The sequence below is a fragment of the Planomicrobium stackebrandtii genome (assembly GCF_030814955.1).
Classification (GTDB): Bacteria; Bacillota; Bacilli; order Bacillales_A; family Planococcaceae; genus Planococcus; species Planococcus stackebrandtii.
Map to the genome: position 1 here is coordinate 350,862 of NZ_JAUSWB010000004.1, position 13,453 is coordinate 364,314.

15 protein-coding genes are annotated in these 13,453 nt (G+C 45.7%); 12 read left to right on the forward strand and 3 right to left on the reverse strand.

Annotated elements, in window-relative coordinates; genetic code table 11:
• Positions 1 to 22: 22 nt before the first annotated feature.
• The gene (locus QOZ98_RS09525) at positions 23 to 466 is read left to right on the forward strand and encodes a MarR family winged helix-turn-helix transcriptional regulator (protein WP_308787231.1); all 444 of its coding nucleotides are present in this window, start codon (positions 23 to 25) and stop codon (positions 464 to 466) included.
• 67 nt (positions 467 to 533) lie between these two features.
• On the opposite strand, the gene QOZ98_RS09530 is transcribed toward QOZ98_RS09525, so the two are convergent.
• Together QOZ98_RS09530 and QOZ98_RS09535 are read right to left on the reverse strand one after the other, a co-directional pair.
• The gene (locus QOZ98_RS09530; RefSeq protein ID WP_308787232.1) at positions 534 to 1,169 is read right to left on the reverse strand and encodes a hypothetical protein; all 636 of its coding nucleotides are present in this window, start codon (positions 1,167 to 1,169) and stop codon (positions 534 to 536) included.
• Positions 1,170 to 1,229: 60 nt separating this feature from the next.
• Positions 1,230 to 1,844, reverse strand: coding sequence for a CPBP family intramembrane glutamic endopeptidase (locus QOZ98_RS09535; RefSeq protein ID WP_308787233.1), 615 nt, complete (start codon positions 1,842 to 1,844; stop codon positions 1,230 to 1,232).
• 221 nt (positions 1,845 to 2,065) lie between these two features.
• Here QOZ98_RS09535 and QOZ98_RS09540 point away from each other — a divergent pair, with 221 nt between their 5' ends.
• The 5 genes from QOZ98_RS09540 (at position 2,066) to QOZ98_RS09560 (ending at position 6,855) form a co-directional block, all read left to right on the forward strand.
• Positions 2,066 to 2,254, forward strand: a complete 189-nt coding sequence (locus tag QOZ98_RS09540) for a hypothetical protein (RefSeq protein WP_308787234.1) — start codon at positions 2,066 to 2,068, stop codon at positions 2,252 to 2,254.
• A 32-nt stretch (positions 2,255 to 2,286) separates the two neighbouring features.
• Positions 2,287 to 3,222: an AAA family ATPase gene (locus tag QOZ98_RS09545; protein ID WP_308787235.1), complete on the forward strand. Its 936-nt coding sequence runs from the start codon at positions 2,287 to 2,289 to the stop codon at positions 3,220 to 3,222.
• On the forward strand, positions 3,223 to 4,377 hold the full coding sequence (locus QOZ98_RS09550) for a DUF58 domain-containing protein (RefSeq protein ID WP_308787236.1): 1,155 nt from the start codon (positions 3,223 to 3,225) through the stop codon (positions 4,375 to 4,377).
• The gene (locus tag QOZ98_RS09555) at positions 4,374 to 5,591 is read left to right on the forward strand and encodes a hypothetical protein (RefSeq protein ID WP_308787237.1); all 1,218 of its coding nucleotides are present in this window, start codon (positions 4,374 to 4,376) and stop codon (positions 5,589 to 5,591) included. Before QOZ98_RS09550 ends, QOZ98_RS09555 begins: the two co-directional genes overlap by 4 nt.
• Before the next feature lie 403 nt (positions 5,592 to 5,994).
• Complete coding sequence (locus QOZ98_RS09560; RefSeq protein ID WP_308787238.1) at positions 5,995 to 6,855, forward strand: NAD(P)-dependent oxidoreductase; 861 nt, start codon at positions 5,995 to 5,997, stop codon at positions 6,853 to 6,855.
• A 43-nt stretch (positions 6,856 to 6,898) separates the two neighbouring features.
• On the opposite strand, the gene QOZ98_RS09565 is transcribed toward QOZ98_RS09560, so the two are convergent.
• Positions 6,899 to 7,360: a YkyB family protein gene (locus QOZ98_RS09565; protein WP_308787280.1), complete on the reverse strand. Its 462-nt coding sequence runs from the start codon at positions 7,358 to 7,360 to the stop codon at positions 6,899 to 6,901.
• A 231-nt stretch (positions 7,361 to 7,591) separates the two neighbouring features.
• Here QOZ98_RS09565 and fadH point away from each other — a divergent pair, with 231 nt between their 5' ends.
• The 6 genes from fadH (at position 7,592) to QOZ98_RS09595 (ending at position 13,348) form a co-directional block, all read left to right on the forward strand.
• Positions 7,592 to 8,359 (forward strand): 2,4-dienoyl-CoA reductase, encoded by a 768-nt coding sequence (gene fadH / locus QOZ98_RS09570; RefSeq protein ID WP_308787239.1) that lies wholly within the window; start codon positions 7,592 to 7,594, stop codon positions 8,357 to 8,359.
• Positions 8,360 to 8,462: 103 nt separating this feature from the next.
• Positions 8,463 to 8,906 carry a cyclic-di-AMP-binding protein CbpB gene (gene cbpB, locus QOZ98_RS09575; RefSeq protein ID WP_142826172.1) on the forward strand — a complete coding sequence of 148 codons (444 nt, stop codon included), beginning with the start codon at positions 8,463 to 8,465 and terminating at the stop codon, positions 8,904 to 8,906.
• Between the two features lie 188 nt (positions 8,907 to 9,094).
• The gene (locus QOZ98_RS09580; protein ID WP_308787240.1) at positions 9,095 to 10,573 is read left to right on the forward strand and encodes an MDR family MFS transporter; all 1,479 of its coding nucleotides are present in this window, start codon (positions 9,095 to 9,097) and stop codon (positions 10,571 to 10,573) included.
• Entirely contained in the window at positions 10,563 to 11,438 is an 876-nt protein-coding gene (locus QOZ98_RS09585) for a LysR family transcriptional regulator (protein ID WP_308787241.1), read from the forward strand. The genes QOZ98_RS09580 and QOZ98_RS09585 overlap by 11 nt, the downstream gene beginning before the upstream one ends.
• A 68-nt stretch (positions 11,439 to 11,506) precedes the next feature.
• On the forward strand, positions 11,507 to 12,220 hold the full coding sequence (dapD, locus tag QOZ98_RS09590; protein ID WP_142826175.1) for a 2,3,4,5-tetrahydropyridine-2,6-dicarboxylate N-acetyltransferase: 714 nt from the start codon (positions 11,507 to 11,509) through the stop codon (positions 12,218 to 12,220).
• A 12-nt stretch (positions 12,221 to 12,232) separates the two neighbouring features.
• Positions 12,233 to 13,348 (forward strand): N-acetyldiaminopimelate deacetylase, encoded by a 1,116-nt coding sequence (locus QOZ98_RS09595; RefSeq protein WP_308787242.1) that lies wholly within the window; start codon positions 12,233 to 12,235, stop codon positions 13,346 to 13,348.
• Positions 13,349 to 13,453: the final 105 nt, after the last annotated feature.

Sequence of the window (13,453 nt, forward strand, 5' to 3'; positions counted from 1 at the left end):
AACAGTGGAAAGAGTGGATAGCATGAACGAAGAAATTAAACAATCATTGAAATTATTTATTGTGTTGTCGCGTGCACATAAAGCAATCACCGAACAGACCAATCATTTTTTTCAGGCAAGCGGAGTCAATCCGACGGAATTTGCTGTCTTGGAGCTTCTGTACCATAAAGGAAAACAGCCTCTTCAAAAAATTGGGGGAAAAATCCTGCTGGCAAGCGGTTCCATCACATACGTGATTGATAAGCTTGAAAAAAGAGGCTATATCACCCGAGTGAATTGCCCAAGCGACCGGCGCGTGACTTATGCGGAAATATCAGATCAGGGCAAAGAGTTCATGGCGCAGATTTTCCCGGAGCACGAAAAGAAATTGCATGAATTGACCGATGCGCTGTCAAGCGAAGAAAAAGAGCAAGCCATTGAATTGATGAAGAAACTGGGGTTGTCGATTAAAGACTTATCCTACTAATCACAGAAAAGGCCATCCGCATGTCGGATGGCCTTTTTGCGGTTAAAATATAAAGCCGCATATTATTTTATTGTTCCAGCGATTCTATTGTTTTGCCCATGGCGATCAAGTCGTCAGTGGCATTGACTGTGCTGTCGTCAAAAATCGTCAGACGCACCAAAAGTTCCTCTTTTTCAAACACAATGCCGGTTACGGTGCCTTCAGTGCTCGGCACTTCATAAGCTGTGGACTGGTCAAAATCCGCTCCATTAAAATCTGCAACTTCAGCAGGCTCCTGCTCAGGATTAACAGCTTGAAGAGTCTGTATCATGCTTTCTTCGGCCGCCGCAAAGTCTGTTTCTTCCGGAGTAAAGGTTTCGATGCGCATGAAGACTGCAGAATTATCAGCTGCATAAAGCGCATCTTTTCTCGGTTCTTCAGCTGTCAGTTCGTAGCCGTCGAGCACGTATAACTCATAAGTTTGCTCGTCGCTTTGTGTCAGGGTGCCGGCTGGTTCAGCTGTTTCTGTATTTTCGCCGGCATCGGTTTCTTCTTCCGTTTCTTCCGCTGGCACACTGTCATCGGTTTCTTCTTCGACCACTTCTTCAGTCGCTTCGTCAGGCGCAGTACCTGGCTCCTCATCTGCAGTTTCTGGCGATCCGCAAGCTGCCAGAAGAATGCCAACCGTCAGGACGGATGATAATAAAAATAAATGCTTCTTCATAAAAAAATTCCTCCTATCGGTTTGTCTAGTAGACGTCCGAAAAGGAGGAATGTTTCATTTTTAGACCGGCAAAGGCAGAATAAGGAACAGCAGGACAATCATGACTAAATGGGCGACGATGATGACGGGCAGGCTCTTTTTCCATTCGTAAAGCAGACCCAGGATCAGCCCAGCTGCAATACCTGCTGCCACACCGGGCCAAAAGCCACTTAATGCCAAAGCAAAGCCGAAAAGAATGGCACTGGCCAGAACCGATAGCGGCGTGGAGATGTATTTTTTCAGTTTCTGTTGCACCAGGCCCCTCCAGAAAATCTCTTCACCCGGCACGATGATAAACATCAAGAGGAGATAATGCCAAATCGAAACAGGTGCAAATGCTGATAAGAAGGAATTGACCGGTCCTGATATGTTGAACGGAGTCAAAAGAAGCAGTTGGAATCCAACAGCAATAAGGCCATAGAGGAGAGTTCCGTAGCCTAAGCCATAAACCAGCGACTTCCACGTGACAAGTTCATCAAAAATCTTGACGAATATAATAGCGAGTGACATAAGGATCAGCATTGCAAATGTGTACATATACCAAAAGATAGCAGTGTTATCAAAAGCTAAATTGTACAAATAAAAAGCCAGGGGCAGCATCAAAATCAAAGAATGCTGTTTTAAAAAGTTAATCATGCAAATCCTCCTAAAAAATCGCAGCCATGTCCACATTACGGGAAGCGGCAAGAGCAAAGATGTTCGACTTGTTTTCTTGCTGTATACTAATTTTTAGTACAGATTTTTAATATCTGTCTAAAAGGTGGCTTTATATGATGCTAGCCGAAACCGAGAATTATCATCCGTCTAGTATTATAACAGAAGGCTCCATCAAAACTAAGGCAAAAGGAGAACAATTCATGACTGACTATAACCAGCAACTCGAAAGTTTAAAAAACGGGGAAATCGAATCTATCACAATTGAGAAGGAGGATTTCCTAGATTTTCGCACTGTACTGATCGCACGAGAGGATTTCAAGCACTTTAGAGGTACAGCTTACCATCATGGAACCACAGTCTATACATATACGGTAGAGCCGTCGAAATAAGGAAGTATAATTTTAGAAGCGGAGGGGACATTGTGGAGAAGTTAACACAGGCCAAAGCACAGCTAAATAAATTGGTGGTTGGCAGAGAAAAAGAAATTGATTTTATGCTGATTGCGTTGATTCAGGGGGGGCATGTACTGCTTGAAAGTGTACCAGGTTCAGGCAAGACGTGGATGGCCAAAGCATTTGCAGGATCGTTTGCTGGCCGGTTTCAGCGAATTCAATTTACACCGGATGTTTTGCCGTCAGACGTGACAGGCATTCGTTTTTTTAATCCGAAAACCCAGGAGTTTGAATTGCGCCCAGGACCGGTGCAAACCAATTTGCTGCTGGCTGATGAAATCAACCGGGCAACACCGCGGACTCAGTCAAGTCTTTTAGAGTCTATGGAAGAAAAGCAGGCAACCATTGACGGTGAGACCATTCAATTGCCGGATCCGTTCATTGTTATCGCTACCCAAAATCCGGTGGAATCGCAACAGGGAACATTTCCGCTTCCTGCTGCACAGTTGGACCGTTTTTTGTTCCGTCTGGAAATCGGTTACCCAGGATATCAAGAAGAACTGTCCATCATCCGGGATTTTCGCGGCAACTTTTCCCACAAAAAAGAAATTCTGCCGGCCGCGTCAGTTGAAGACGTACGGAAGTGGCGTGTAGCTGCTGGCGAAGTGGCAGTCCATGAAGATATTGAAACGTATATATTGGAGCTGGTACGCGCGACCCGTGAGCATCCGGCCATTGAACTCGGCTTGAGTTCCCGGGCAGCGCTGGCGCTTGTTCAGGCAGCTCAAGGCCAGGCCTTTATGGAAGGGCGTCAGTTTGTGACACCGGACGATGTGAAATACATACTTGAACCTGTCGCGGTCCATCGCTTGATGCTGACAGCTGAAGGCATGCTTGTTCATGAGCCTTTGGCAGTTTTACAAGAAATTTTGAATTCAGTAGCTTCACCGGTAGAGGCATTTTAGATGGCATGGATACGCCATAACGATGAAGCAAAAAATACGAAATGGGTGCTGGGCTTTTTAAGCGTCTTGTTCTTTATGGCTATGGCCTTTTTACAGTTTACTGCTGCGTCTGTCATCATTTTTGCAGCCGCAGTGGTTGGGCTCCAAAAGCTTTACTTGGATAGAGCCGGAAAAAATCTGGTGTTTCAAAATGATCGAACACGCAGGCGTGTACTTTATGGAGGCGAATCTTCCTGGGATCTCGTTTTTAAAAATGAGGGCCTGCCAATTTGGGGCGGGCAGTTGAAAATTTGGTTTTACGATGCTGTGGAACCGACAAACGGTCAGGGAGCAAGTTATGGAGATTTAGTGGAGCTTGATCTGCCTTTTACCGTAGACAGCAAACAGACGATTGAAATAAAAGTGCCTGTGACAGGCAAAAAAAGAGGCGTGTCGCGCATCAAAAAAATGGAGTTGCTCATTCCGCATCCATTTGGTGAAGGCAGCGTTACGCTGGAATACAAGCCGGTCATTCTGCACGAGCAGCTGGTATTTCCAAAACTTCAGAAATACCCTTTCCGCTATGCGCCATCCCGTTATAAGCCAGGACAATTCAATTTGCAGCATTCGCTTTTCAACGACGCTTTTCAGCCAATCGGCACACGCGATTATGTTTCAACAGATCAATTCAATCAAATTCATTGGAAAGCCAGTGTCAGGATGCAAAACTACCAGACAAAAATATTTTCGCAGGTAGCTAATGAATCGATGCTTTTTGCACTGAATGTCTCGGCTCATTATGGAACTATCCACGACCTGGAAGAGCGGATTGAAGAAGTGGCTTCTTATATCGAAAGTTGCTTTAATGCAGGAGTTTCTTATGCGCTGGCAGTCAATATCCGCTCAGCGGGCAAGATGCCTTATTTGTATTTGCCTCCAGGACAAGGGCAGCGGCACCGGCAACAGTCACTGGAATTGTTGTCGATCATATCGAAAAACAGCGCTACGCTTTCTTACCGCGCCATGTTGGGCCATCTGGACATACATGCAGAACTGCCGTGTACGACTTATCTGTTGACCGACGAAACGAAAGAAGCCATGCGCATTATCAACAAATGGAGCAGCCAAACAGCATTAACTGTCCTGCCAGGCAGAAAGGAACGTGATCCGGCATGACAGCACGCTTAATATCAGCCATTTACTTTATGCTGGATGCTTTCATAATTTCCCTGATTTTGGTATTTGTTGCTCAAGAAACGGCATTGCCGGCAGTTTGGACATGGATTTTGGCAGCTCTTGGGATGTCATGCATTTCCTGTTTTCTCTTCTCGAAAACCCCTTACCGACTGATATGGGCAGTTGGAATGTCCATTGCTGCCGCCATGTGGACGGCAGGAGTTTCATTGTGGCTGGCGCTGATTTTAGGCATGCTGGCCACTTATTTGCTCCACGCCCGATACTCGGTTCTATCCGGCGAGTTCAATCATGGCCATCATTTTTTAATGAAGTTTTTGGTCGTGTTCAGTGTCTGCTGGATAGTTCTTCTATTGAATCCAGAAGAACAGACAAGCCGTTTGCTTTTCACCATTGCCCCTGCAGCAATCCTGTTTTATTTAGTGAGCAGTCTGTTGCATAGTTATTTTTATTCCAAAGCAGATGGTGCGCGGCTCAGCCTGGCTGTTGGCGCTTTCGGCATTGTCGCGACTCTTTCGGCCGCAGCGGCAACCATTACTTTTTTTATTGCTGACGAAGTCCGGAGTTTGGCAGGCTGGGTTGTCGGAGGAGCAATAAGGATTTTGTTTTGGCCGCTCGCTCTGCTGCTTGAACAGGTGACGAGCTTTTTGTCGGGTCTATCGACTGAGGAAGAAATGCAGGAAACGTTGGATAAACTCGGGCCGGATGGAGAAGCAGCCCAAGGCGATACTGCAGCAAGCGAAGCCCTGCCATCAGATTTTCCGGTTGAGATTTTCTTGGGCCTCGTCGTGTTGGCATGTGCGATTGCATTAGTGCTGTGGCTGCGAAAAATAAAGCCGGATTCTAAAGAACAGGTACAAGAAAGCCAAGTCATCATCAAAAGGCATGATCATCCCTCGGCGCTGCAATTTCTGCGGAACCCAGCTTCGCCTTACAGCCAAAACCTGGATCTCCATCAAATAAGAGAGGTTTTTCGCGGTCTTGAACTTTTGGCAACAGAACAACAAATGGGCCGCAAAAATTACGAAACGGTCCGGGAGTGGATAGTGCGAATGCAATGGGATGTGACCGATTCTTTCTTTAAAACCTATGATCAAGTCCGATATGGAGATAAACAACTGCCGGACTCCCAGGCGAATCAGTTTATTAGTGAAATTGCTGAAATAAAAGACAGATATTTAAAAGAAAATGTTTAAAGAGCTTTAAGGAAGGGGATAATATACTTGAACACAGCAACATTCTCATTTCCCCCTTTTGTGGTCGGTCCGTTATACGGGTCGGCTTCTTTTTTTTGTTTTTTTGAGGTTGAAGAGAATGCAGACGGTTGAATATAATATGAGCTCCATACATTGCCCCTGGCCGCATCTGCGCCAGGGGATGGATTAGATTGAAGGCAAGTTTAAGTTTCCTGCCGCATTTATAAAAATACGGAGCAAATCAGTAGGCGAAAATCATTAGTTCAACAAATATAGCTGCTGCAATGCAAGTTGTCAGCAATAAAAGTTTATGAGTTTGATATGTATAGTTATTTTTTTACAAGAGTGAATATCCTGAAGATTTTTGCTAAACTGAAGATATATACAAAAGGGGGAAATACATATGAAGCTCGGATTTATTGGTACTGGAGTTATGGGCAACAGCTTGGTCAAACATTTGCTGGACCATGAGCATGAAGTTTCCATCTATACACGAACGGCTAAAAAAGCGGAGAACCTGGTTGAAGCAGGTGCAGTGCTGGTTGAATCACCTCAGAAGGTGGCTGAAAACAGTGAAGTCATTTTCACAATGGTCGGCTATCCTTCAGACGTTGAAGAAATCTATTTTGGTGACAAAGGCATCCTGGAACATGCGAAGGCAGGTGCAGTACTGGTCGACATGACAACTTCCAAGCCGCAATTGGCGCAGCGAATTTTTGAAGCGGCTGCTGAAAAAGGCCTGCATGCTTTGGATGCTCCAGTATCCGGCGGGGATGTGGGCGCAAAAAACGCTGTTTTGTCGATAATGGTTGGCGGTGAAAAAGATATCTTTAAACAAGTTTCTCCTTTGCTTAACTTGTTCGGAGAAAACATTGTCTTCCAGGGTCCTGCAGGCTCTGGGCAGCATACTAAAATGTGCAACCAAATTAACATTGCGAATAATATGATGGGAGTTTGCGAATCCTTGATCTATGCCAAAAAAGCAGGTCTTGATCCAGAGCGCGTCTTGCGGTCTATTTCTTCTGGAGCAGCTGGGTCATGGTCCCTGTCGAATTTGGCGCCAAAAATGATCAATGAAGATTTTCGTCCAGGCTTTTACATTAAGCATTTTATCAAAGACATGAAGATTGCTGCCGAGGAAGCGGAAAACTGGGGATTGAATTTGCCTGGCCTTCGGTTGTCGCTTAGCATGTACGAAGAGTTGGCGGCTAAAGGGTATGAAGATAACGGAACCCAAACTTTGATCCGCCAATACGAGGCATAAGAAAAACCGGAAACCCGTAAAGGTTTCCGGCTGATCGGCAGCATCAATCAAAATAAGATTTTTTTGGCGAATAAAATCGGTCTAATTGCCGAGGCTGGTAGGACTTGGTGAAGTTGGAGACAGCCGCTTCTTTTTTCTGCGGCTCCAATCCGGTCAAAGTCCGCAAAATTTCTTTTGCTACTTTCAAGTTCATTCGGCTTGGCGGATTGCGGTACGTATCATCCAGGTGGCCAAGATGCTCGAGTGAAGAAAAATCTTCTTTTTTCGGGAGCATATGAAAATAGTAATTGCCGCATTTTACGAGGACGGAAGATTGTTGTTGGCTTTTCTGAGGGTTTTTACTGAAGTGCAAACCGATTTTTGTAGCGCGCTTTTTTTCAATCATAAGATTGAGTGCTTCTTTTTTCAGCGCATACAAATAATGATTGTCGGGGGCAGTTTTTGCGTGCCGGTTAACCGTAAAAATGGCTTGAGCGATATCTGAATCTGACTTGGCAACTGTCATGAACTCATTCCTTTCATCCAAAATAATAGGTAGTTTCGAATCCATCATATCAAAATTTCCAGCCACTGTATACTGAAGGAGACATACGCACAAAAAGGAGAATCCAACTGCTCTGTAGAATTTAATTTTAGTAAAGTGAAACTATGTATAAAAAGTTGTCGTCCGGTGAACCGACGGCATATAAAATTTTTTCTTTTTATGTACATAATCTAATCTTAAGGGGATGTTTGAATGTTTACGGATCAAACGATTATTGTTACAGGCGGCTCGAGCGGCATGGGGTTGCATATGGCCAAGAAGTTCGCTTCAGAAGGCGCGAATGTCGTTATTACAGGACGCGATATGGATAAGCTGAACGAAGCTGTGAAAGCGATTACAGGAAGCCGGGGTTCAGTTGAAGTGTTTCAAATGGATGTGCGGGAACCTGAACATGCCAAAGCCATGGTGCAATTCGCTCACGAAAAGTTTGGGAGAGTGGATGGATTGGTCAACAATGCCGCTGGAAATTTCATTGTCCACGCAGAAAAGTTATCGCCCAACGGCTGGAAGTCAGTAATTGACATTGTTTTGAATGGTACTTTTTTCTGTTCTCATGCAGTCGGCAACTATTGGATTGAAAACGGTACGAAAGGCAAGATCCTGAATATGCTTGCCACCTACGCCTGGAATGCGGGAGCTGGAGTTGCACACTCAGCCGCAGCTAAAGCAGGCGTTATGTCCTTGACACGGACGCTGGCGGTTGAATGGGGCACACAGTTTGGGATCCGGGTCAATGGCATTGCCCCAGGTCCCATCGAGCGGACGGGCGGAGCAGACAAGCTGTGGGAATCGGAGAAAGCAGCGAAACGGACTTTAGAGTCGATTCCCCTTGGCAGACTTGGGAAACCAGAGGAAGTTGCGGAGCTTGCAGCCTTTATCATGTCAGAAAAAGCTTCCTATATGAACGGAGAAATCGTCACTTTGGACGGCGGCCAATGGCTGAACAAATTCCCTTTTTAAGGTATTTTTTGCACCAATTAAATAGTTTCAGGAATGTTGATGTGTTATGATGATGTTTGAATGGATGGCATCTAACATAGGCGATGCAAAAGGAGTAGAGTACATGATTTCATTACCAAGCAGAGATTTTCTGGATACCCCAATCGAAGACTATATCATTTCTTCCGAGAAAGTTGCACATGTTCAAATGGGCAACAGTGCTGAACATGCGTTGCTCGTATTGACAAAGACGGGCTACTCAGCCATTCCGGTTTTGGATTTGAAATACCGCTTTCGCGGCTTGATCAATGCACAACGGATTACTGATGCAATTCTCGGAATGGATCATATAGAATACGAACGGCTTTCTGATATCCGCGTGGAAGATATCATGGAAACAGATCTGCCTTTGATCCACATTAACGAACGGTTTCAAAAAGCATTGGACATGGTTATCAACCAAAATTTTCTCTGTGTGATAGATGACGAAGAAATGTTTATGGGAATTTTGACGCGGCGGGTTGTATTAAAACAGCTGAAAAAACAAATTTATCAATTGAAAAGATAAACAGGCAACATAAAAAAAGGTCTCATCTCAGAGGCCTTTTTTATGCTTAAAAAAGCATATGATTGCTGTTTTATATATATTTTTAGATTTCAGCGCCCAGATGACAGGAGCATAAGCCGTTCTGGCTATGTCTGTCGTACCTGAAAGGCGTTTTCGCTTTTATTGTCAGGTGAAAAGAGGTTTGGTTAATGGATAAAACAAAAAGGCCGCTTGTTTTGGCAGCTGTTATGTTGGCAATGTTCGTCAGTGCGGTCGAAGCGACCATCGTATCGACCGCCATGCCAAGCATAGCGTCTGAACTTGGCGGGTTTTCGAAATATAGCTGGGTTTTTTCGGCTTATTTGCTGATGAGCACTGTAACGGTCTTGCTATACGGCAAGCTGTCCGATATATTTGGCCGAAAGCGCATATTTGCAGTAGGGATGCTGCTGTTTTTGTTCGGCTCCTTGTTGTGCGGTTTTGCCGATTCAATGGAAGAACTGATTTTTTACCGGTTTGTTCAGGGAATGGGAGCCGGCGCAGTCATGCCGATTGCAACTACAATTGTCGGTGACATTTATTCGAGTGAGGAACGCGCGAAAGTTCAAGGGTATTTATCGAGTGTCTGGGGAATTTCAGCTGTTACCGGCCCTGCAATTGGCGGAATCCTCGTTGCAACTATTGGCTGGGAATATGTATTTTGGATCAACCTGCCTCTTGGCGTTTTGTCCCTGCTTGGTGTGCTTTTGTATTTGAAAGAGCCGGTGAATACAAAAAAACCGGCAATCGATTACAAAGGGGCAGCGTTGCTGACAGCAGCCTTATCAAGCATGCTGTATTTATTGGTCGAAGGCGGCGTGTCGTTTGACTGGCTATCCAGGCAATCGCTGATTTTGCTGTTAGCCAGCGTACTGTTTTTTGTGTTGTTCATTTGGGCGGAACAGAAGGCGGTCGACCCAATGATGCCTTTTGAGATTTGGCGGAATAAAACCATTCTCTATGCCAATCTGGTTTCCTTGGCAACCGGCGTCATTTTGATCAGCATCTCCAGCTATTTGCCTACTTATGTGACCGGTGTAATGGAGCAGCCAGCAGCCATTGCAGGCTTTACCTTGACGGCCATGTCTATCGGTTGGCCATTGGCTTCCTTTTTCTCCGGACGGCTGCTGCTAAAAATTGGCTATTTCAGAACGTCATTAGCAGGCGGCGCTTTTCTCGTCGCGGGAACCTTGCTGTTTATCTTTATGCAGCCTGGATTTGGTCCTTTATGGGCAGCTATGTCGAGCTTTTTTGTGGGTCTTGGAATGGGCTTGACCAGCACCGCGTTTATTGTTTCGATTCAGGCAGCCGTTTCCTATGAACAGCGCGGTTCTGCTACCGCTTCGAATATGTTTATGCGAAATTTGGGCAGCACGATTGGCGTTGCTTTGCTTGGCAGCATCTTGAACAGTTCTTTGCTGCGCTCCTTTGCTGAAAATGGTGAAAATTATTCTTTAAGCTCAATCAATGATTTGCTGAGTGCCGACAGCCGTGCAGGCATATCAGCAGAGGCATTGGAGTTTCTTCAGCTGGCGTTGGCCGGCGCGCTTCATAATGTCTACCTGGTCACAGCATCTTTCGCACTCGCCAGTTTTATCCTGATCTTCGGGCTGCGCGGCCCAAAAGGAGTGAAAAGCAATGTCAAATGAAGAATTGATCATTAAAGTGCTGGCCGAAGAAGGCAATATGAGAAAAGCGGCAGAGCGGCTATTTTTGTCGCAGCCGGCTTTATCACAGCGCCTGCAGTCTATCGAGAAAGATTGGGGCCAGCAATTGTTTATTCGCTCGCAAAAAGGGCTTTCGCCAACACCGGCCGGAGAATTGGTTATTCAATATGCCAATGAAACCATTCTGCGGAAAGAAGAGGTTTTTGAAGTGCTGCATACGTTGACTTCCAAAGTGCATGGCACACTGAAAATTGCCTGCGCGACGATCATCGGCCAAAACTGGCTGCCGAAAGTACTAAAGGATTTTGTGACACTTTATCCGGAAGCAAAAATTCAGCTGATCACTGGATGGAGCTCTGAAATTGTCCGTTCGCTTTATGACGGCGAAGCGCATATCGGAATCGTGCGCGGCCATACGGATTGGAAAGGGCCGAAGCTGCATTTATTCAAAGATACCTTGTATTTGGTCGACAAGGAAATCCGTTCGCTCGAGGAACTTCTTCAGACTGAACGCCCGTTTATCCAGTTTAAAAGCGACTCGAACTATTACGAGGAAATTCAGCAATGGTGGCAAAAGCATTTTGCATCCAATCCGAAAAGGCAAATAACCGTGGATCAGATTGAAACCTGCAAGCAGATGGCGGTCAACGGCATTGGTTACGCCATCCTGCCATCGATTACATTGACCGGTACGGAAGATGTGCATATGATGCCACTGACGAATAATAAGGAGGAGTTGGAATTGACGCGGGATACGTGGCTCATCGGCTATGAATCCGCTTTTCAGCTGCGTCAAGTAGAGGCATTTGTCGATATAGTCGAAAAACATGCCGCTTTATTAAGGTGAAGCGGATGAATTTTTATGCTGAATCAGATATAATAACAACATCACTTAATGGAAAGAGGTTTTTATTGATGAAACAGATGGATGCAAACGAAATAATCTCGTACATACAGAACGCAAAAAAGGCGACACCCGTAAAAGCGTACATAAAAGGCCAAGGAGTTGCTGATTTGGATTACGGCACAGACTCCAAAGTATTCGGAGAAGGCAGTTCAGTCACTGTGTTCGGCGAATGGACAGATATTCAGAAGGCGTTGGAAGCCAATGCGGCAGTTATCGAAGATTCGGTTGTGGAAAATGACCGCAGAAATTCAGCGATTCCATTGCTTGACATGAAAAACATCAACAGCCGTATCGAACCCGGTGCGTTTATCCGCGAAAACGTGGAAATTGGCAATAATTGCATCATCATGATGGGCGCTGTCATCAATATCGGTTCAGTCATCGGTGATGGAACAATGATCGACATGGGCGTCATCATGGGCGGCCGCGCAACAGTCGGCAAAAACTGCCATATTGGAGCGGGCGCAGTTCTGGCTGGCGTTATCGAGCCAGCTTCTGCAACTCCAGTCATCATTGAAGACGATGTTTTGATAGGTGCCAATGCTGTGGTTCTTGAAGGTGTTCGCGTCGGTAAAGGTGCAGTAGTCGCAGCAGGAGCAATCGTTATCGAAGATGTTCCTGAAAACTCAGTTGTAGGCGGCACGCCGGCACGCGTATTGAAATTGATGGATGCAAAAACACGTGCAAAAACAGAAATCAAACAAGAACTTAGACAGCTTTAATCAGTGAATCCAATGGATTTAGTGAAAATCAGAAGAGATCTGCACCAAATTCCGGAAATTGGTTTTCAGGAACTTAAAACACAAGCCTATCTATTGAATACGATTTCCCAGTTGCCGCAAGAACGGCTGGAAGTGGTGGAATGGCGGACCGGGATTGCGGTTAAAGTGCCTGGCACCAATCCAACAAAGCGGATTGGCTGGCGAACGGACATTGATGCCTTGCCGATTACTGAAGAAACAGGCTTGCCATTTCAATCTGTTCATCCAGGATTTATGCACGCATGCGGACATGATATTCACATGGCGATTGCGCTTGGACTGCTGCAAAAACTCATTGACCATCCAATAGAAGACGATGCGGTGATTTTGTTCCAGCCTGCAGAAGAAGGGCCTGGAGGAGCATTGCCATTCCGTGAATGGCTGAAAAATGACAAACCGGACTTTCTGCCGGACGTGATTTGTGCGCTGCACATTGCGCCGGAGCTTCCGGTCCGTACAGTTGGCACACGGCCGGGGTTGTTGTTCGCCAATACGTCGGAGCTGTTTATTGATCTTCACGGTAAAGGCGGGCATGCGGCTTTTCCGCATCTAACGGAAGACATGGCAATTGCAGCTGCTTCTTTGTTGCTGCAATTGCAGACCATCGTCAGCCGCAATGTCAATCCGATGGACTCCGCGGTATTGACAATCGGTAAGATGAGTGCCGGAACGGTTCAGAACGTTATCGCTGAGCACGCGCGGTTGGAAGGAACAATCCGTACTTTAAACAGTGAGTCCATGATTCACATGAAGCAGCGGATTGAAGGTTTCTGCCAGGCGGTCGAGACAGCTTACAATTGCCGGGTAAGCATCGATTACGGTTCAGGTTTTTTGCAAGTGACTAATGATGAGGCGCTGGCGGAAAAGTTCCTCCAATATGCTGGCAAAGCGGAAGGCATAACAGCAATTCGCAGTGAGGCAGCTATGACAGGCGAAGATTTTGGCTACTTTACCGAGCAAATCCCCGGGCTGATGTTCTGGGCAGGCGTTTCCTCACCCCACGGCTTGCATCACGCAAAGCTGGAGCCGGATGAAGAAGTTCTTAACTTTATGCCGGAATTGATCCACAGTTTCTTTACAGAACTATAAGAACAGGCAGCCTCGGCTACCTGTTCTTTTTTGTGGAAAAAAAGTGGTTCAGCTGCTGATTTTCTTATAAGAACATGGAACTATTTTATATTGCCAGCGTACTAA